Source organism: Shewanella sp. GD04112 (assembly GCF_029835735.1).
Classification (GTDB): domain Bacteria; phylum Pseudomonadota; class Gammaproteobacteria; order Enterobacterales; family Shewanellaceae; genus Shewanella.
In genome coordinates this window covers 4583815-4603986 of the sequence record NZ_JAOEAL010000001.1, presented here as the reverse complement: position 1 = coordinate 4603986, position 20172 = coordinate 4583815, and the positions used below count along the sequence as shown (strand labels likewise).

General features: G+C 49.4%; 12 protein-coding genes and 3 rRNA genes. 11 read left to right on the top strand and 4 right to left on the bottom strand.

The genetic code is table 11. From position 1 onward, the window contains the following. Positions 1–176 precede the first annotated feature (176 nt). Both N7386_RS20210 and N7386_RS20205 read right to left on the bottom strand, forming a co-directional pair. The gene (locus tag N7386_RS20210) at positions 177–845 is read right to left on the bottom strand and encodes a DUF3306 domain-containing protein (RefSeq protein WP_279770653.1); all 669 of its coding nucleotides are present in this window, start codon (positions 843–845) and stop codon (positions 177–179) included. Continuing rightward, positions 845–1309 (bottom strand): DUF3305 domain-containing protein, encoded by a 465-nt coding sequence (locus N7386_RS20205; RefSeq protein WP_011718638.1) that lies wholly within the window; start codon positions 1307–1309, stop codon positions 845–847. Before N7386_RS20205 ends, N7386_RS20210 begins: the two co-directional genes overlap by 1 nt. Before the next feature lie 296 nt (positions 1310–1605). Between N7386_RS20205 and N7386_RS20200 the strand changes: the two genes are divergently transcribed. The 6 genes from N7386_RS20200 to N7386_RS20175 all read left to right on the top strand — a co-directional run bounded on the left by N7386_RS20200 (position 1606) and on the right by N7386_RS20175 (position 10697). Next, positions 1606–2502, top strand: a complete 897-nt coding sequence (locus N7386_RS20200) for a formate dehydrogenase accessory sulfurtransferase FdhD (RefSeq protein ID WP_279770650.1) — start codon at positions 1606–1608, stop codon at positions 2500–2502. 56 nt (positions 2503–2558) lie between these two features. After that, positions 2559–3464, top strand: a complete 906-nt coding sequence (locus N7386_RS20195; protein WP_279770648.1) for a helix-turn-helix transcriptional regulator — start codon at positions 2559–2561, stop codon at positions 3462–3464. 711 nt (positions 3465–4175) lie between these two features. Then, a 16S ribosomal RNA gene (locus N7386_RS20190) occupies positions 4176–5718 on the top strand. Positions 5719–6024: 306 nt separating this feature from the next. After that, positions 6025–8917, top strand: a 23S ribosomal RNA gene (locus N7386_RS20185). Positions 8918–9046: 129 nt separating this feature from the next. After that, positions 9047–9162: ribosomal RNA gene (gene rrf, locus N7386_RS20180) — 5S ribosomal RNA — on the top strand. Together the 16S, 23S and 5S rRNA genes form the textbook arrangement of a ribosomal RNA operon. 260 nt (positions 9163–9422) lie before the next feature. Further along, entirely contained in the window at positions 9423–10697 is a 1275-nt protein-coding gene (locus N7386_RS20175; RefSeq protein ID WP_041416675.1) for a CinA family nicotinamide mononucleotide deamidase-related protein, read from the top strand. A gap of 98 nt (positions 10698–10795) precedes the next feature. Here N7386_RS20175 and N7386_RS20170 read toward each other — a convergent pair whose 3' ends face one another. Next, on the bottom strand, positions 10796–11341 hold the full coding sequence (locus N7386_RS20170; RefSeq protein ID WP_279770644.1) for a DUF1439 domain-containing protein: 546 nt from the start codon (positions 11339–11341) through the stop codon (positions 10796–10798). After that, a complete protein-coding gene (gene ppc, locus N7386_RS20165; RefSeq protein WP_086904084.1) occupies positions 11341–14010 on the bottom strand; it encodes a phosphoenolpyruvate carboxylase in 2670 nt (889 codons plus the stop codon). Before ppc ends, N7386_RS20170 begins: the two co-directional genes overlap by 1 nt. Before the next feature lie 665 nt (positions 14011–14675). Between ppc and argC the strand changes: the two genes are divergently transcribed. The 5 genes from argC to argH all read left to right on the top strand — a co-directional run bounded on the left by argC (position 14676) and on the right by argH (position 20123). Next, positions 14676–15656 carry an N-acetyl-gamma-glutamyl-phosphate reductase gene (gene argC, locus N7386_RS20160; RefSeq protein ID WP_011624431.1) on the top strand — a complete coding sequence of 327 codons (981 nt, stop codon included), beginning with the start codon at positions 14676–14678 and terminating at the stop codon, positions 15654–15656. Between the two features lie 31 nt (positions 15657–15687). Beyond that, entirely contained in the window at positions 15688–16470 is a 783-nt protein-coding gene (gene argB / locus N7386_RS20155; protein WP_037424139.1) for an acetylglutamate kinase, read from the top strand. Positions 16471–16482: 12 nt separating this feature from the next. Beyond that, on the top strand, positions 16483–17388 hold the full coding sequence (locus tag N7386_RS20150) for an ornithine carbamoyltransferase (protein ID WP_011624429.1): 906 nt from the start codon (positions 16483–16485) through the stop codon (positions 17386–17388). A 60-nt stretch (positions 17389–17448) separates the two neighbouring features. Continuing rightward, positions 17449–18672: an argininosuccinate synthase gene (locus N7386_RS20145; RefSeq protein ID WP_086904085.1), complete on the top strand. Its 1224-nt coding sequence runs from the start codon at positions 17449–17451 to the stop codon at positions 18670–18672. Positions 18673–18755: 83 nt separating this feature from the next. Next, a complete protein-coding gene (argH, locus tag N7386_RS20140; RefSeq protein WP_086904086.1) occupies positions 18756–20123 on the top strand; it encodes an argininosuccinate lyase in 1368 nt (455 codons plus the stop codon). The last annotated feature ends 49 nt before the right edge of the window (positions 20124–20172 follow it).

Sequence of the window (20172 nt, the reverse complement as noted above, 5' to 3'; positions counted from 1 at the left end):
CTCACATTGCGTTCCTGAACAGTACTTTGGCTGCTCTTTTATAGCTGTTTTGCTGCAGATTTAGGCGGTAATTTGAGACTAAGTCCTTGCCTTTTCTGCTTTTATCTAAGTTTTTATCCCTTAGTACAGCAATTCACATACCAAAGTTATGGACATAAAAATTAGCTAAACTGACATTAAACAACTGGCTTTTGCATCTGAGCGGCAGGCTCTGGTGCATTTTGGGGTAGGTCATCAGTCTCCCCATCCAAATTGTCCGTGATCTGAGTGTTTGCTAATTCGGTTTCGACATCACTGTTTTTTGATTCCATTGCATTTTCTGTATTCACCACCGCATCGCTGGGGATTGAGGTCGGATCTTCGTCTGACTCTTCACTCTCTTTGGTGATAAAACGGAATACTTTTTGGGCTAGCTCGGCGGACACCTCTGGCGTCAGCTTTGGCTGATTGCTGTAGTCGAGCGCATATTCCAAAAGACCATCTATCTCATTGAAATGGGGCTGTTTCCACAATGCGCGTAGCGCTGCCGTTTTCGCCGCTGGGTCAACATTGGCTCCCATAAACTTAGCAAAGCTGCCGCCAATCTCAATTTCTTCGGGATTGGGCAACTCTTCCGCGGTGAGGAGGCGGTTGGGATCCTCATCGGTTTGTGGGAGGGCATCCTGAGGTTCAGAAGTCGGCGTGGCTGCCGCAATCACAGTTGGCTCAACAGGAGGATTTAAGTTTGCTTCCGCGGTTTTTTCGGCCGTTTGAGCTGCAAGTGCGGCTTCTTCGGCGGCGACTTGCTCACGGCGCTGGCTCCAACGGCTAAAAAAGCCGTTAGCCTTTGGGGTTGAGTCAGCCATTAGTCCCTCCGCAATGGGTCGCGGCTAGGGCCTTGGTTTTTACGGTGGTCGACATGCTTGCGACGATAAGCGGCGATTTCAACTTCGCCGTATTGGGTGATAAAGGCTTCAATCCAGCAGGCGATCGCCTCTGGCATTAGCATGTTGATAACGGGGGTGTTGCCTTCAAGGCAGCCTGCCGCCACGTTTTGATCTGCCGAGAGTAACGCGGGTACCCAAGTGCCGTCAGCCATTTCATCGCAGACCAAGTACAGCATGGCATTGTCCATGTCGAGGTTGATGCGATAACTGGCGCGTTCATCTTTGTGCAGTTCGAGCAGAACTAAGGTTGCACCTTCGGGGGCTTCGTGGGTGGCGGGCAGTAGATGATCGATTTCCCATTGTACCGAGGTCCAACGACCCATTTGTTTCTCTACTTTTTTGAGCGAAACGTACATTGGCCAAACACTAGTGGTATGTTGCATTGTCTCTCCGTTTCAGCCGAAAGGGGCGAACCTGAGCGAACGGTTCTCTTTCCCCTACTGATTGCGATAAAAGGTCACTGCAATATTAATGCCATTAAACATGGGGTATTTGTTTGAGGTGGATCATCAAAACAAGGGTAAATTTAGGACATTTTGTCTAATGAGTCATTTTGTCTGGGACATTTACGCCCACTGGAATATTCATAATTGCGACGGATCACGCATTTAGCCCAGAGTTTCATACCTAGGTATAAATATTGCTATGCTGATGCCATCACACGTAAAGCGGTAACATTATGATTTCTGATAATAGTTCTAATATTGCTCAGCAAGCACAGCCCAATGACCCTTCATCGTCAGCGAAACCAGCCTTCACTTTTGTGAAAACCCAGGCTGAAGTGCCGTTAACGATTGCCGTCAAGGCCGTAGACGAATCGGGCGAAGTGATTGATAAGCATGTTGCCTGTGAACGACCTTTAACGGTTTACCTGAACTGGCGTCCGATTGTGACCCTGATGACCTTAGGGGCTAAACCCGAGTCGCTAGCGTTAGGTTATCTTAAAAATCAAGGCTTTATTTCAGATGTTAGTCAGTTGGACTCTGTGATTGTCGACTGGGATGTAAACTCCGCCGCCGTGTTAACCCGTGAACAAACCGCCGATATCGAGCAAAAGTTATCGGAAAAAACCGTGACCTCAGGCTGTGGCCAAGGAACGGTTTATGGCAGTTTTATGCAGGACTTAGATGATATCCAGCTGCCCACACCAAGCCTCAAGCAAAGTACGCTCTACAGTTTGCTTAAAAATATCAATGAATATAATGACACTTATAAGAATGCCGGCGCCGTTCATGGCTGTGGTGTTTGCGAGAACGACCAAATTCTTGCCTTCGTAGAAGATGTAGGGCGTCACAATGCTGTGGACACCTTAGCGGGCGATATGTGGTTGGCTCAGGATCGGGGCGATAACAAGATTTTCTATACCACGGGGCGACTCACCTCGGAGATGGTGATCAAGGTTGCCAAAATGGGGATACCCGTATTGCTATCGCGCAGTGGCGTGACGCAAATGGGGCTAGAGCTTGCGCAGCAGCTGGGCATCACCATTATTGCCCGGGCGAAAGGGCGCCACTTTTTGATCTATCACGGTAGTGAAAATATCGAATTTGATGCGAATACTAGTGCAGGCAAATAAGCTGCTAATGATGGTATCGGTTGAATTTAGAAGAGATAGGACGACAAGGATATAAGATGACATCCGCCAGTGAATTGATTTACATGAGCGCGAAGCAGGTTGCTGAGTATTTAGATCTAAACGAGAAGAAAGTCTACGCTATGGCGAATGACCGAATTCTGCCAGCAACGAAAATCACCGGTAAATGGTTATTCCCTAAGGTGTTAATTGACCGTTGGGTGATGGACTCCTGCCACAGCGGCATGTTAACCGACCGACTCTTGATCACTGGCAGCGATGATCCCCTGCTTTCTATGTTAGTGGCGCGCTTGATGGCACAGGTGGGGAGCCGCGAACTGATCAGTTACAGCGCAACGGGCTCGCGTCTTGGGTTAGAGCTATTAGCAAAGGGCTATGCCGACGTTTGTACTCTGCACTGGGGTAGCATGGAGGATAGGAATATCCGTCATCCAGCCTTACTTAAAGGTTATCAGAACCACCAACAATGGATCATGGTGCATGGTTATTCCCGTCAGCAAGGCTTGATCATGCGTACCGATATGCACCACAGATGCCAAGAAGAGGATAAGGTACTCACCTTACCCTGGCGTTGGGTCAGCCGCCAAGGTGGCGCTGGTAGCCAGCAACATTTAGAACAATGGCTATTAAAGCAAGGGGCGCGTTTAGAACAACTCAATGTGGTGCTAACGGCCTATAGCGAACGTGAGCTCGCAGGATATATAGCACGGGGGGATGCCGACATAGGTTTCGGTTGCCAATCCGTTGCCCTAGAGAGCGGCTTAAGCTTCGTGCCTCTCGTCAAAGAGTCCTTCGACTTTGTGATGCCGCAAAGCATTTACTTCCGCAGACAACTGCAACAGCTCTTTACTATGTTAAGTAGCGGACACACGCGCCAAATGGCCTCGTTATTAGGTGGGTACGATCTTACCGATTGCGGCCAGTTACTGTGGAGTGCAAACTAACACCACAAGTGAGCGCGCGTTGCACGACCTTATACTTTTATATAGCTATATAAGTATAAGGTCGCGGCTTCCTCTATTTACCTTTTCTATCCTCATTGCCGAATTGCATCTTTATTCCTCCTTTAATATTGCAACCACGCGTCTGTATTGAGTGATAAATCGTTTTACTTAGCGATGTTGAGCGGCACTCAGCGGTGATAAATACAGCGATTGTGGATAACTCTGGGAATAACTCGTGGGTAGCTTGTGCCTAGATTGGGTGTAAAAAGCGATTTGAAAAATAATGCAAAAAACCTGAAAAAAGCCCTTGCGTAAAAAGTTCTGCTGCCTATAATGCGCATCCACTGACACGGCAGACAGCGAAAGCAACCGCAGTGACAGTGCGAATCGAATGCAAAATGTGCAGTTGATTCGAAAGCCTCAAGAAGTTTGCAAAAACGCCTTGACGCGACAAGGGAAATGCGTAGAATACGCAGCCCTGACCCGCTGAGCGGTAACGCGAAGTGAATGGTCAAATGCTCTTTAACAATCTAAACAAGAAATCTGTGTGGACACTCACAGGTGTTGAGTTAATCGAAATTACTCTGCCGTTTGGCGAGTAATCAAAATTTAAATCAATGAATGAGTGTTCATAGCAATATGTACAACGACTTATTAAGCTAAGTCGATTCAGAATTCATTGAGCCGTTTCTTCGGAAACAAAAAAACTTTTAATTGAAGAGTTTGATCATGGCTCAGATTGAACGCTGGCGGCAGGCCTAACACATGCAAGTCGAGCGGCAGCACAAGGGAGTTTACTCCTGAGGTGGCGAGCGGCGGACGGGTGAGTAATGCCTAGGGATCTGCCCAGTCGAGGGGGATAACAGTTGGAAACGACTGCTAATACCGCATACGCCCTACGGGGGAAAGAGGGGGACTTTCGGGCCTCTCGCGATTGGATGAACCTAGGTGGGATTAGCTAGTTGGTGAGGTAATGGCTCACCAAGGCGACGATCCCTAGCTGTTCTGAGAGGATGATCAGCCACACTGGGACTGAGACACGGCCCAGACTCCTACGGGAGGCAGCAGTGGGGAATATTGCACAATGGGGGAAACCCTGATGCAGCCATGCCGCGTGTGTGAAGAAGGCCTTCGGGTTGTAAAGCACTTTCAGTAGGGAGGAAAGGTTGTAAGTTAATACCTTGCAGCTGTGACGTTACCTACAGAAGAAGGACCGGCTAACTCCGTGCCAGCAGCCGCGGTAATACGGAGGGTCCAAGCGTTAATCGGAATTACTGGGCGTAAAGCGTGCGCAGGCGGTTTGTTAAGCGAGATGTGAAAGCCCCGGGCTCAACCTGGGAATTGCATTTCGAACTGGCAAACTAGAGTCTTGTAGAGGGGGGTAGAATTCCAGGTGTAGCGGTGAAATGCGTAGAGATCTGGAGGAATACCGGTGGCGAAGGCGGCCCCCTGGACAAAGACTGACGCTCAGGCACGAAAGCGTGGGGAGCAAACAGGATTAGATACCCTGGTAGTCCACGCCGTAAACGATGTCTACTCGGAGTTTGGTGTCTTGAACACTGGGCTCTCAAGCTAACGCATTAAGTAGACCGCCTGGGGAGTACGGCCGCAAGGTTAAAACTCAAATGAATTGACGGGGGCCCGCACAAGCGGTGGAGCATGTGGTTTAATTCGATGCAACGCGAAGAACCTTACCTACTCTTGACATCCAGAGAATTCGCTAGAGATAGCTTAGTGCCTTCGGGAACTCTGAGACAGGTGCTGCATGGCTGTCGTCAGCTCGTGTTGTGAAATGTTGGGTTAAGTCCCGCAACGAGCGCAACCCCTATCCTTATTTGCCAGCGCGTAATGGCGGGAACTCTAGGGAGACTGCCGGTGATAAACCGGAGGAAGGTGGGGACGACGTCAAGTCATCATGGCCCTTACGAGTAGGGCTACACACGTGCTACAATGGCGAGTACAGAGGGTTGCAAAGCCGCGAGGTGGAGCTAATCTCACAAAGCTCGTCGTAGTCCGGATTGGAGTCTGCAACTCGACTCCATGAAGTCGGAATCGCTAGTAATCGTGGATCAGAATGCCACGGTGAATACGTTCCCGGGCCTTGTACACACCGCCCGTCACACCATGGGAGTGGGCTGCAAAAGAAGTGGGTAGCTTAACCTTCGGGAGGGCGCTCACCACTTTGTGGTTCATGACTGGGGTGAAGTCGTAACAAGGTAGCCCTAGGGGAACCTGGGGCTGGATCACCTCCTTACCTATACGACTAACTTGATGTTTGTTGAGTGTTCACACAGATGGCTTGTTGAACTTCTCGAAAGAGGAGGGAGAGCGAAATGCACCGCATGCCGGTAAGCATTGTTCTTTAACAATTTGGAAAGCTGATAGTAATTAATACAATGATGTCTGTCGTTGTGTTAATACGAAAAAAATTGAGTTCTTAAAACACTTTTTAAGTGTCTTGAATATTCAAGTCTAAGGCGAGTCCATCTTCTTGGTCGAAGATGAGACAAGTAAAACCAGCTGGTCGCAACAATTCAAGTGAAACTCATTTGGGTTGTATGGTTAAGCGACTAAGCGTATACGGTGGATGCCTTGGCAGTCAGAGGCGATGAAGGACGTAGTAACTTGCGAAAAGCGTTGGCGAGCTAGTAACAAGCATTTGAGCTAACGATGTCCGAATGGGGGAACCCAGCAGCATAAGCTGTTATCACTGCATGAATACATAGTGTAGTGAGGCAAACGAGGGGAACTGAAACATCTAAGTACCCTTAGGAAAAGAAATCAACCGAGATTCCCCTAGTAGCGGCGAGCGAACGGGGATTAGCCCTTAAGTCAGAGGGGTGTTAGTGGAATGGTCTGGAAAGTCCAGCGGCACAGGGTGATAGCCCCGTACACGAAAACTAACCTTTGATGAAAACGAGTAAGGCGGGACACGTGATATCCTGTTTGAATATGGGGGGACCATCCTCCAAGGCTAAATACTCCTGACTGACCGATAGTGAACCAGTACCGTGAGGGAAAGGCGAAAAGAACCCCTGTGAGGGGAGTGAAATAGAACCTGAAACCGTATACGTACAAGCAGTGGGAGCGGTTCTTGAGACCGTGACTGCGTACCTTTTGTATAATGGGTCAGCGACTTACGTTTTGTAGCGAGGTTAAGCGAATAGCGGAGCCGTAGGGAAACCGAGTGTTAACTGCGCGTTTAGTTGCAAGGCGTAGACCCGAAACCCGGTGATCTAGCCATGGGCAGGTTGAAGGTTGAGTAACATCAACTGGAGGACCGAACCGACTAATGTTGAAAAATTAGCGGATGACTTGTGGCTGGGGGTGAAAGGCCAATCAAACCGGGAGATATCTGGTTCTCCTCGAAAGCTATTTAGGTAGCGCCTCGGACGAACACCTTTGGGGGTAGAGCACTGTTAAGGCTAGGGGGTCATCCCGACTTACCAACCCTTTGCAAACTCCGAATACCAAAGAGTGCTATCCGGGAGACAGACGGCGGGTGCTAACGTCCGTCGTCAAAAGGGAAACAACCCAGACCGTCAGCTAAGGTCCCAAAGTGTATGTTAAGTGGGAAACGATGTGGGAAGGCTTAGACAGCTAGGATGTTGGCTTAGAAGCAGCCATCATTTAAAGAAAGCGTAATAGCTCACTAGTCGAGTCGGCCTGCGCGGAAGATGTAACGGGGCTAAACATACCACCGAAGCTACGGGTGCAATCCATTAGGGTTGCGCGGTAGAGGAGCGTTCTGTAAGCCGTTGAAGGTGAAGGGGTAACCCACGCTGGAGGTATCAGAAGTGCGAATGCTGACATGAGTAACGATAAAGGGGGTGAAAAACCCCCTCGCCGAAAGACCAAGGGTTCCTGTCCAACGTTAATCGGGGCAGGGTGAGTCGACCCCTAAGGCGAGGCCGAAAGGCGTAGTCGATGGGAAACAGATTAATATTTCTGTACTTCCGCTAACTGCGATGGAGAGACGGAGAAGGCTAGGCTAGCGCGGCGTTGGTAGTCCGCGTTTAAGGTGGTAGGTGGGTGACTTAGGCAAATCCGGGTCACTATACACTGAGAGCTGATGACGAGTCCCCAAGGGGATGAAGTAGTTGATGCCATGCTTCCAGGAAAATCTTCTAAGCTTCAGGTTAGCGGGAATCGTACCCCAAACCGACACAGGTGGTCGGGTAGAGAATACCAAGGCGCTTGAGAGAACTCGGCTGAAGGAACTAGGCAAAATGGTACCGTAACTTCGGGAGAAGGTACGCTGCTGTTGGTGATGGGACTTGCTCCCTAAGCTGACGGCAGTCGCAGATACCAGGTGGCTGCAACTGTTTATCAAAAACACAGCACTGTGCAAAATCGCAAGATGACGTATACGGTGTGACGCCTGCCCGGTGCCGGAAGGTTAATTGATTGGGTTATCGCAAGAGAAGCTCATGATCGAAGCCCCGGTAAACGGCGGCCGTAACTATAACGGTCCTAAGGTAGCGAAATTCCTTGTCGGGTAAGTTCCGACCTGCACGAATGGCGTAATGATGGCCACGCTGTCTCCAGCCGAGACTCAGTGAAGTTGAAATTGCGGTGAAGATGCCGTATACCCGCGGCTAGACGGAAAGACCCCGTGAACCTTTACTATAGCTTGGCACTGAACATTGACCCTACATGTGTAGGATAGGTGGGAGACTTTGAAGCGGGAACGCTAGTTCTCGTGGAGTCGTCCTTGAAATACCACCCTTGTAGTGTTGATGTTCTAACTTGGGCCCCTAATCGGGGTTAAGGACAGTGCCTGGTGGGTAGTTTGACTGGGGCGGTCTCCTCCCAAAGAGTAACGGAGGAGCACGAAGGTTGGCTAAGTACGGTCGGACATCGTACGGTTAGTGCAATGGCATAAGCCAGCTTAACTGCGAGACAGACACGTCGAGCAGGTACGAAAGTAGGTCATAGTGATCCGGTGGTTCTGAATGGAAGGGCCATCGCTCAACGGATAAAAGGTACTCCGGGGATAACAGGCTGATACCGCCCAAGAGTTCATATCGACGGCGGTGTTTGGCACCTCGATGTCGGCTCATCACATCCTGGGGCTGAAGTCGGTCCCAAGGGTATGGCTGTTCGCCATTTAAAGTGGTACGCGAGCTGGGTTCAGAACGTCGTGAGACAGTTCGGTCCCTATCTGCCGTGGGCGTTGGATGATTGAGGGGAGTTGCTCCTAGTACGAGAGGACCGGAGTGAACGAACCGCTGGTGTTCGGGTTGTCATGCCAATGGCATTGCCCGGTAGCTATGTTCGGAATCGATAACCGCTGAAAGCATCTAAGCGGGAAGCGAGCCCCAAGATGAGTCATCCCTTGGACTTTAAGTCCACTAAAGAGCCGTTCGAGACTAGGACGTTGATAGGTCAGGTGTGTAAGCGTTGTGAGGCGTTGAGCTAACTGATACTAATGACTCGAGAGGCTTAACCATACAACCCAGATGGGTTTTACTAAGTGATACTTAGACGAATACAAACACTTAAGAAGTGGTACTCAAACAGCTTTCCGAATTCATTTACTGCCTGCGTGAGATAAGACGGGTAAGTAAATACCAAATTTGCTTGGTGACAATAGCATTGTGGTCCCACCTGATCCCATCCCGAACTCAGAAGTGAAACGCAATCGCGCCGATGGTAGTGTGGGGTCTCCCCATGTGAGAGTAGGTCATCGCCAAGCGCCTAAATAAACAACGAAGCCAGCTGAATAAGCTGGCTTTTTTGCATTTGGCGTTTGCCATTTTTAGATTGTTATTTTGAAATCATTCATTCCAATTTTCAGCCTCTTTCACTCGCACACCCCTGATGCGCGCTAAATAGCGACTTGTTGCCTTATTTTCTTCACGTTACTGAGCCATACTTGCCGATGGCAACTCTTGCTATTACTTCAGAGGTTACTTACCTTATGCAGTAATTTATTGGGGTAGCTAAGGATCTATGATGAAGTTAGAGATGATTTGCACTGGGGAAGAGGTGCTGTCGGGTCAGATTGTTGATACTAACGCGGCCTGGTTTGCCAGCACTATGATGGAGCATGGCATTGAGATCCAACGACGAGTGACTGTGGGGGATCGCCTCGAGGACTTAATTGCGGTTTTCCAAGAGCGTAGCTTGCATGCCGATGTCATCTTAGTGAATGGCGGCTTGGGGCCGACCAGTGATGATATGTCTGCCGAAGCAATGGCTAAGGCAAAGGGAGAGTCTCTGGTTGAGAATCGCGAATGGCGTCAGCATTTAGAAGATTGGTTTACGCGTAATAACCGTGAGATGCCAGTCAGTAATTTGAAGCAGGCGATGCTGCCTGAGTCTGCAGTGATGGTGGATAACCCCGTCGGTACGGCCTGTGGATTTAGAGTGAAGTTGAATCGAGCTTGGTTATTCTTCACCCCAGGTGTGCCATTTGAACTCAAGCATATGGTGAAGGAACAATTTATTCCTTTTATCCGTGAAGAGTTTGACCTCGATGCTAAGGTGGCGCTGAAGAAGTTGCTGACCATAGGTCATGGTGAGTCTTCCCTTGCCGACAAAATTGAGCCATTGGAGTTGCCTGAGGGGATTACCATTGGTTATCGCTCCTCAATGCCACATATTGAGATTAAGATCTTTGCCCGCGGTGAGAAGGCTATTGCTTTGCTGCCACGGGTGACTGGGCACATCAAAATGGTGCTGGGTACTGCGGTTGTCGCCGAAGATAAAGCGACGCTTGCCGAGGAAATCCATGCGAAGTTACTGAATTCTGGCTTGACCTTGAGTGTTGCCGAGTCTTGCACGGGTGGGATGATAACCAGTCAGTTAGTGGATTTCCCGGGCAGTTCTTCCTATTTACAACACGGTCTGGTGACTTATAGTAACGAGTCTAAGGTGCGAGTGTTAGGTGTTAATCCGGCGACGTTAGACGATCACGGCGCAGTGTCTATTCCCACGGTCGAAGAAATGGCTAAGGGCGCGCGTGCTATCTTAGACAGTGATTTTGCCTTAGCGACCAGTGGAATAGCGGGACCAGATGGCGGAACCGAAGAGAAGCCCGTCGGTACAGTAGCAATTGCCTTGGCTACCCGCAGTGGCGTCTACAGCCAAATGATAAAACTGCCGCGACGTTCACGGGATTTAGTGCGTAGCTTAAGTGCGGCAGTGGCCTACGATATGTTAAGACGTGAATTACTCACAGAAGCTGTGATTGTGGATTATCAATCGATAGGGCGTTTCAGCAAGTAACTCTTTGAATACTGAAGGGTTTTAGTCAGTCTAGCTGGATTAACAAAAATGCTCCCGAGGGAGCATTTTTTATGGCGAATGGTTTGCAACACGAGCCGCTATTTAGTGAACTTAAGGACTAATTTGCCAGGGACAACTTGAATGCTCTCGGTCATCTTGGCCATCAGCGCTTGGTTACTGTCCTTCGTATCGAGCACATAAACGGGCTGATTCTCGAGGAAATGCCTTAAGTAGCCCATAACCTGTGGCGTCGCGCTACTGATGGCTTTCTCGATATCCTTAGGAGTTGATTCTACTTTCACCAATTCAAGCTGGCGCAGGTAGACGCTGTGGGTGGCACTGTCATACCAAGGCTTGGCCTCAAAGGTGGTTGAAAGCTGCGCCTTCAACGGAAAAATAGGATTAGTGATGGACACTTGAGTGGCCGCACTGACGCTCATAGTGTCAGGCTTTTCGCCGAGTCTGACACTGATGTCGTTAATGCGCACTTGCGCGCCCACGAGTTGATTACCTTGTTTCACCTCAAAATGGATCTCTTTGCTGAGATACTGCTCCATTTCATGCTCGCTGATACTGTACTGCGTGACGCAGCCGTCAAGCAGTACAGATAATCCCAAGCAAAGGCTAAGCGTGAGTTTTTTCATTAACCTGTGTTTCTCATGCCCGCCGCGACACCGGCAATCGTCAGCATTAAGGCGAGTTGCACGTGTTCGGAAGCGGGAGCTTCGGTTGTTTCCTTGCGAGTACGAGCTAATAACTCGGTCTGCAGGAAGTTTAATGGATCGATATAGGGATTGCGCAGTTTGACTGATTCGCGATTCCACGGTGTATGCGCCATTAAGGTATCCGATTTAGTCAGCTCCAGCACCACTTTAATACCGAGATCTAAACGCTGGCGTAAAGTTTCGCCTAAGTGGTGAAGATTGGGCGGTACTAAGCAGGTTTCGTAGTAGCGCGCTAAGTTAGGTTCCGCCTTGGCGTACACCATCTCCAGCATGGAAATCCGCGTGCTAAAGAAGGGCCATTCGCGCTCCATATCCTGTAGCAAGCCTATTTCGCCACGTTGGCAGGCCGCCTGTAATGCTTCACCGGCGCCTAGCCATGCTGGCAACATTAAGCGGTTTTGAGACCAAGCAAAAATCCAAGGAATGGCACGTAAGCTCTCGATACCGCCATCGACACGGCGTTTTGCCGGGCGGCTGCCTAATGGTAGTTTGCCCAGTTCAACCTCCGGAGTGGCTGCGCGGAAATAAGGCACAAAATCCGGCTCTTCACGGACAATACCGCGGTAAGCACTCACTGACTCCTCAGCAATTCGCTCCACACAATTGCGCCATTCCTGCTTAGGCTCGGGAGGCGGAAGCAAGGTCGCTTCTAACACCGCTGAGGTGTATAGGGCTAAGCTTTGCACCGCCAATTTAGGCAGGCCGAACTTAAAGCGGATCATCTCACCTTGCTCGGTGACGCGAATACGACCGTCAACTGAGCCGGGCGGTTGCGACAGAATCGCTTTGTGAGCTGGGCCGCCGCCACGACCAATACTGCCACCACGACCATGGAACAGCGTCAGCTTAACGCCAGCCTGTTTACAGACGGCGACTAACTGCTCCTGTGCGCGATATTGCGCCCAAGCGGCGGCCATTACACCCGCGTCTTTGGCTGAGTCTGAATAACCGATCATCACCTCTTGCATGCCTTTGGTGTAACCACGGTACCAGTCGATATCGAGCAGTGCGGTAATACACTCGGCGGCGTTATTTAAGTCGCTTAAGGTTTCAAATAGCGGCACAACGCGCATCGGATGAGTGCAGCCGGTTTCTTTGAGCAGTAATAATACGGTTAATACATCTGAAGGCTTGCTCGCCATCGAGATCACATAGGAGCCCAACGCCTTAGCAGGATGTTTTGCAATTAAGCGGCAAGTGTTAAGCACTTCGGCCACGTCGGCAGAAGGTTGCCAGTTGCTTGGGATCAGCGGGCGACGGTTACTGAGTTCACGCAGCAAGAAGGCTTGTTTTTCGGTTTCATCCCAATGATTAAAGTCCCCCATACCTAGATAGCGGGTTAACTCTGCAAGAACATCGCAGTGACGGCCTGCATCTTGACGGATGTCGAGCCTTAACATATGGATGCCAAAACAAGCGAGACGGCGCAGAATGTCGAGGAGTAAACCGTTAGCAATCAAACGCATGCCGCAGTCACATAAACTCTTATACAGCATCTCTAGCGGCGCTTTAAGATCGCTTTCTTGCCAAATCAGCGTCGATTTATCGACTTCTGGGTTATGGCCTTCGATGCGGGCGTTTAAGTAGTCGATGGTGTCGCGCAGTTTTTGTCTTAATGAACGCAGCACAAAACGATAGGGTTCGCAGCTATTGTTGGTATACGCCATCAGTTCGCTGTTGGCTTCTTCCATCGATAACTCGCCAACCAGCAACACTATATCCTTGAGGAATAAACGGGCGGCGGCATGGCGATTACGATCTAACACTTCTTGGGTGACTTTAGCGGTCACAAAAGGGTTGCCGTCGCGATCGCCACCCATCCAGCTTGAGAAACGCACCGGTGCGATATCGATAGGCAATTGCTGGCCTGTGCGATCTTGTACTTGATCGTTGAGCTGCCTTAAAAAGTCGGGGACAGCATGCCAGAGGGATTCTTCAATGGTGGATAATCCCCAGCGGGCTTCATCCACTGGCGTTGGGCGTTCACGGCGAATTTCATTGGTGTGCCAGATTTGGGCGATTAACTGGCGCAGACGCAGATTAATTTGGCGGCGCTCTCTGTCCGACAGTTGATTGTTTTCTTGCTCGGCGAGGCAATCCACAATTGCAGCATATTTTTGGATCAGTGTGCGGCGAGAGATTTCCGTTGGATGCGCGGTGAGGACTAAGTCGATATCCAGCGTTTTTAAGCAATCCAACATCTTGGTTTGATCGATACGGCCATTAAGCATGCGGCCAAGCAACTGTTCGACCGGATCCGGTACGCAAACCAGCTCATCGCAGTTACGGCTAATAGTATGAAATTGTTCGGATAAGTTTGCTAAGTTGAGGAATTGGTTAAAGGCTTTGGCAAAAGGCACTAACTCTTCATCGGGGAGTGCGGTGAGCAGTTCTAGCATTTGCTCACGTGCCGCTTCGTCGCCACGGCGGGAATCTTTTGCGAGTTTACGAATTTGCTCAACCTTCTCGAGGAAAGAATCACCGAGGTGGGTGCGCATCGTATCGCCCAAGATTTGCCCTAACATACTCACGTTCGATCTTAACGACGCATACATGTCGGTCACATTGTCTGCCACATTACCTGCCATAGTTACTCCGAATTGAAAAATATAAAAATCCGCAATATACCCAAACAACCTGTAGGTGATGAGAGTCTTCAGGTCGCTTGGGTATATAGCCCGCTAGCACAATACCCACCACTGAGGGCAATGGTCAACAGCAGAACTTATAACTTATACGACTGGCTTATCTTATATGCAACTAATCACGATAATTGTTGAAGAATATTCAATATAAATGCGAGCTAACGCAATATTTTATTATGTTTAGGGGAAGTGAATATGAACTGCATCATTTTCGGCTTTGCGGGTATGTGTATTCGGTGTTAATAAAAAGGACTGATTTTTCCGTCTTTCATCCATAGATAACTGAGTTATTAAGCAGTTAGTGAAGTATTGTGTTATTTGCTAAGCGTGCTTGAACGCAGATAAAAGATAAAATTTAATAAAAATATATATTCACATATATTGCATAAATAGATCTTTGTGGTAGTCTAGCCAGCAGTTGAGATGAGTCACCCCTTGTGACCTCTAGAGTAAATATCATGATGTATAGCGTTAAGCCGTCAGTGAATAAAATAACGACCCATTACGATTTCCTACGACGATAGTCTTGTCATCATAGATATACGCTGGTGCGTGTACGCTATTCATCTATTCTTTAAGTCTCTTTGATTCGGTTTATAAAAATACATATGAAAAACATCGCCATTATCGGTGCCAGTGGTTACACAGGCGCACAACTAACAGCTTTAGTCCATGCGGAGTCTGAATTATCGATTCAAGGTCTGTATGTCTCTGAAAATAGTTTAGATAAAGGTAGAGCTTTAGCAGATTTGTACCCTGTCTATAGCCACATTGATTTAGCTCTGTCACCACTGACCGAAGAAGCTAAGGCGAAGATCGTCGCCGAGGCAGATGCCGTGGTGTTAGCGACCGAACATTCGGTGAGTTTGCATTTAGCGGCGTGGTTCTATAACCAAGGTTTAGCCGTGTTTGACTTAAGCGGTGCCTATCGTTTCAGCGATGTGGCGCAGTACCCTAAGTGGTACGGTTTTGAGCACGAATATCCTGAAGTGTTGGCCAAGGCCGTCTATGGTCTAGCCGAGTGGAATGCCAAAGAAGTCGCTGCGACTAAGATGATTGCTGTGCCAGGTTGTTACCCAACAGCATCATTAACTGCATTGAAACCATTAAAGAATTTACTGACCTCAGCCTATCCAGTGATCAATGCGGTCAGCGGTGTGACGGGCGCGGGTCGTAAGGCACAGCTGCATACCAGTTTTTGCGAAGTGAGCCTCACACCCTACGGCGTATTAGGCCATAGACATCAACCCGAGATTGCCACTCAACTGGGGCAAGAGGTGATCTTCACGCCGCACCTAGGCAACTTCAAGCGCGGCATTTTAGCGACCATCACGGTACAGCTAAAACCAGGCACTACCACTGCCGATGTGGCTGCGGCATACAGTGTGTATGACCAAGCTCCGCTGGTGACAGTGAAACAGAACCAGTTCCCGAAAGTGGATGATGTGGTGCTGACTCCGAATTGCCACTTAGGTTGGAAGTTTGATGAGAACAGTGGCTACTTAGTGGTTGCCAGTGCGATCGACAATTTGATGAAAGGCGCGGCAAGCCAAGCCCTGCAATGCATAAAGATTCACTTTAACCTTTAACCGTTCATCCTTATTTAAGAGAGTCGTCAAGATGTCTACCAACAACTCAGTATTAGTTCTTAAAGTCGGCGGCGCCCTGCTGCAGTGTGAAATGGGGATGGCGCGTTTAATGGATACCGCGGCAGCAATGATCGCTAATGGTCAGCAAGTGCTGATGGTGCATGGCGGCGGCTGTTTGGTCGATGAGCAATTAGCCGCAAATGGCATGGAAACCGTCAAGTTAGAAGGCCTGCGGGTGACCCCGCCGGAGCAAATGCCGATTATTGCCGGTGCACTGGCCGGAACATCAAACAAGATCCTCCAAGGTGCAGCGACAAAGGCTGGAATAGTGAGTGTGGGCATGAGCTTAGCCGATGGCAACACAGTATCGGCCAAGATCAAAGATGAGCGTTTAGGGTTAGTGGGCGAGGTTTCTCCTAAGGACGCCACTTACCTCAAGTTTATTCTGTCCCAAGGTTGGATGCCGATTTGTAGCTCGATTGCGATGATGGACGATGGCCAAATGCTGAACGTGAACGCTGACCAAGCGGCGACGGTATTAGCTAAGTTGGTCGGTGGCAAGTTGGTGCTGTTATCGGATGTGTCTGGCGTGCTCGATGGTAAAGGTCAATTAATCCCTTCACTGAATGGTAAGCAGATTGCCGAGTTGGTGAAGCAAGGCGTGATCGAAAAGGGAATGAAAGTAAAAGTAGAAGCTGCGCTCGAAGTGGCGCAGTGGATGGGGCAGGCGGTTCAAGTTGCCTCATGGCGTGATGCAAGCCAATTAGTCGCATTAGCAAAAGGTGAGGCCGTGGGCACACAAATCCAACCATAAGCGGAGTAGGTTATGAAGCATTTACTATCGATAAAAGAGTTAACCCAGCAACAGTTGCTGGATCTGATTACGTTAGCCAAGACGATTAAAGCGAATCCCGCTGAGTATCGTCATGCGCTGGACGGTAAGAGTGTGGTGATGTTATTTGAAAAGCCATCCCTGCGTACTCGTGTTAGCTTCGATATCGGTATTAACAAGCTCGGCGGCCACTGTTTATACCTAGACCAACAAAATGGTGCCTTAGGTAAGCGGGAATCGGTCGCTGACTTTGCTTCTAACCTGTCCTGTTGGGCCGATGCTATTGTGGCGAGAACTTTCTCCCACAAGACCATCGAACAATTGGCCGAGTTTGGCACTGTGCCTGTGATAAATGCGCTTTCGGATTTATATCATCCCTGCCAAGCGCTGGCCGATTTCTTAACTTTGGCCGAGCATTTTGAAAATATCAGTGATGTTAAGTTAGCGTACGTAGGTGACGGTAATAACGTGACGAATTCATTGATGTATTGCGCGGCTATTCTCGGTGCCACCATGACAGTGATCTGCCCTGCGGGTCACTTTCCTGATGGCTACGTCGTGGCCGAAGTACAAGAACTTGCCAGCCGATATGGCGGCAAGGTTGTACTGACTTCAGATATTGGTGCTATCGAAGGTCACGATGCTATCTATACTGATACCTGGATTTCCATGGGTGATCCAACACCGTTAGCGGAAATTAAGGATAAGTTTGCACCTTATCAGGTCAATAAGGGCTTGATGGCGAAAGCGGGTGCTCACTTCTTTATGCATTGCTTACCCGCTCACCGCGGTGTTGAAGTGACCGATGAGGTAATGGATGGCGAAGGCTCCTTGATCCTGCAACAAGCAGAGAATCGGATGCACGCCCAAAACGCAGTACTGGTAACCCTATTTAGTTAATTTAACCCTGTTTAGCAGCCTACTTTCTCCAAGGTGAGAAACGAGTTATAGGAATTTAAGATGTCTATCGAGAACAAAAACACTGGCGTGAAAAAAGTCGTTTTAGCCTATTCGGGTGGTCTAGATACTTCGGCCATTATTCCTTGGTTAAAAGAAACCTACGACAACTGTGAAATCATCGCCTTTTGCGCTGATGTAGGTCAGGGTGAAGAAGAATTAGTGGGTCTGACTGAAAAGGCATTAGCTTCTGGCGCATCAGAGTGCCATATCGTCGATCTGAAAGAAGAATTCGTTAAAGATTACATCTACCCAACCATGGCAACGGGTGCAATCTATGAAGGTACTTACTTGTTAGGTACTTCAATGGCGCGTCCAATCATCGCTAAGGCGCAGGTTGAAGTGGCTCGTAAAGTGGGGGCCGATGCCCTGTGCCACGGTTGTACCGGTAAGGGTAACGACCAAGTGCGTTTTGAAGGTTGCTTTGCGGCATTAGCACCTGATTTAAAAGTGATTGCACCATGGCGTGAATGGACCATGCAGAGCCGTGAAGATCTGCTGGCTTACTTAGCTGAGCGTAATATCAAGACGTCGGCTTCTGCGACTAAGATCTACAGCCGTGATGCTAACGCATTCCACATTTCCCACGAAGGTGGCGAGTTGGAAGATCCATGGAACGAGCCAAGCAAAGGTGTGTGGACGCTGACTGCCGATCCAGAAGATGCCCCAAACCAAGCAGAATATGTGTCACTCGAAGTTGAACATGGCCGTGTGACTAAAGTAAACGGTGAGCTATTAACTCCTTACGCTGCACTGATGAAGCTGAATGCCATCGCTGCACCACATGGCGTGGGTCGTATCGATATCACCGAAAACCGTTTAGTGGGCATGAAGTCTCGTGGTTGCTACGAAACTCCAGGCGGCACTGTGATGTTTGCTGCGCTGCGCGCGATTGAAGAGTTAGTGCTGGATAAAACCAGCCGTACTTGGCGTGAGCAAGTGGGTGCCCAAATGGCACACTTAGTGTACGACGGTCGTTGGTTTACACCTCTGTGTAAGTCGCTGCTGGCGGCATCTGAGTCATTAGCCGAGTCTGTTAACGGTGAAGTTGTGGTTAAACTCTACAAAGGTCACGCTATTGCCGTTAAGAAGCGTTCGCCAAACAGCTTGTATTCTGAAGCGTTTGCCACCTTCGGTGAAGATCAGGTGTATGACCAAAAACACGCTGAAGGCTTTATCCGTCTGTACTCGTTAGCAAGCCGCATTCGCGCGCTCAACGCTAAGTAATAGGCAGACTCAAAGGGCGCCTAGCGCCCTTTTTTATATCTTAAGTTTTAACGTATTCAAAGCAGTGAGCGAGGGGATTGAGCATGGCTTTATGGGGTGGAAGATTTCAGGGCGAAACCAGCGCGCTATTTAAATTATTCAACGATTCACTGCCTGTGGATTACCGTTTGTTTGAGCAGGATGTTGTCGGCTCTATCGCTTGGGCCGATGCGATTGCCAGTGTCGGCATTATCACTGCTACTGAATGCAGCGACTTGAAGAAAGCACTGAACGAGCTGCTGGTGGAAGTGAAGGGCGATCCTGCGATTATTCTTGCATCGGGCGCGGAAGATATTCACAGCTTCGTGGAGTCGGCGTTGATCGCTAAAGTCGGCGATCTAGGTAAGAAACTCCATACGGGCCGTAGCCGTAACGACCAAGTCGCTACCGATTTAAAGCTCTGGTGCCAATCCGAAGGTGCGGCATTAGTGGCTCGCCTGCAAACCTTACGCAGCGAACTTATCGCGCTTGCTGAGCGTGAATTCGACGCTGTCATGCCGGGGTATACTCACCTGCAACGTGCTCAACCAGTCACGTTTGGCCACTGGTGCTTAGCCTATGTGGAGATGATTGAGCGCGATCTTAGCCGCTTAACCGATGCCTTAAAGCGCGCCAATACCTGTCCGCTCGGTTCGGGCGCCTTGGCGGGCACAGCCTATCAAATGGATAGACATGTGCTGGCAGCGGCACTGAACTTTGCATCGCCAACCTTAAACAGTTTGGACAGCGTGTCGGACCGCGACCATGTAGTTGAGCTATGTTCTACGGCTTCAATCAGCATGATGCACTTAAGCCGTATGGCCGAAGATTTGATTTTCTTCAACTCGGGTGAAGCGGGTTTTATCTCATTAAGTGATGAAGTGACCTCGGGTTCATCGTTAATGCCACAAAAGAAAAACCCTGATGCGCTGGAGCTTATTCGCGGTAAAACGGGCCGTGTGTACGGCAGTTTAGTGGGTATTCTCACCACGATGAAGGCATTGCCTCTGGCCTACAATAAAGACATGCAGGAAGACAAAGAAGGCTTGTTCGATGTGGTCGACAGCTGGGCAATCTGCTTGGATATGGCGGCATTAGTGTTATCTGGCTTAGTCGTTAACCGCCCGAATGCGCTGTTAGCCGCGCAGCAAGGTTATGCCAACGCGACCGAATTGGCGGATTATCTGGTGTCTAAAGGCATGCCATTCCGCGAAGCGCACCATGTGGTCGGTGTGGCTGTCGTTGCCGCGATCGCTAAGAAGATCCCGTTAGAAGCCTTCTCTCTCGCTGAGTTTAAAACTTTTGCCGATATCATCGAGGCGGATGTGTATCCCAACCTCACTATCGAAGCCTGTTTGGCAAAACGTGATGTCCTCGGTGGTACGGCGCTAACTCAGGTGAAGCAAGCCATCGCTGCGAAGAAAGTTGTTTAAAGCTTTAATCGAGTAATAAAAAACGCGACTCTAGGGTCGCGTTTTTTTA

What these genes read in the sequence shown, in the direction of transcription:
- N7386_RS20210 (WP_279770653.1), bottom strand. Translation starts at nt 845, where the DNA reads ATGGCTGACTCAACCCCAAAGGCTAACGGCTTTTTTAGCCGTTGGAGC.
- N7386_RS20195 (WP_279770648.1), top strand. Translation starts at nt 2,559, where the DNA reads ATGACATCCGCCAGTGAATTGATTTACATGAGCGCGAAGCAGGTTGCT.
- N7386_RS20175 (WP_041416675.1), top strand. Translation starts at nt 9,423, where the DNA reads ATGAAGTTAGAGATGATTTGCACTGGGGAAGAGGTGCTGTCGGGTCAG.
- N7386_RS20150 (WP_011624429.1), top strand. Translation starts at nt 16,483, where the DNA reads ATGAAGCATTTACTATCGATAAAAGAGTTAACCCAGCAACAGTTGCTG.
- N7386_RS20170 (WP_279770644.1), bottom strand. Translation starts at nt 11,341, where the DNA reads ATGAAAAAACTCACGCTTAGCCTTTGCTTGGGATTATCTGTACTGCTT.
- argC (WP_011624431.1), top strand. Translation starts at nt 14,676, where the DNA reads ATGAAAAACATCGCCATTATCGGTGCCAGTGGTTACACAGGCGCACAA.
- ppc (WP_086904084.1), bottom strand. Translation starts at nt 14,010, where the DNA reads ATGGCAGGTAATGTGGCAGACAATGTGACCGACATGTATGCGTCGTTA.
- N7386_RS20200 (WP_279770650.1), top strand. Translation starts at nt 1,606, where the DNA reads ATGATTTCTGATAATAGTTCTAATATTGCTCAGCAAGCACAGCCCAAT.
- N7386_RS20205 (WP_011718638.1), bottom strand. Translation starts at nt 1,309, where the DNA reads ATGCAACATACCACTAGTGTTTGGCCAATGTACGTTTCGCTCAAAAAA.
- argH (WP_086904086.1), top strand. Translation starts at nt 18,756, where the DNA reads ATGGCTTTATGGGGTGGAAGATTTCAGGGCGAAACCAGCGCGCTATTT.
- N7386_RS20145 (WP_086904085.1), top strand. Translation starts at nt 17,449, where the DNA reads ATGTCTATCGAGAACAAAAACACTGGCGTGAAAAAAGTCGTTTTAGCC.
- argB (WP_037424139.1), top strand. Translation starts at nt 15,688, where the DNA reads ATGTCTACCAACAACTCAGTATTAGTTCTTAAAGTCGGCGGCGCCCTG.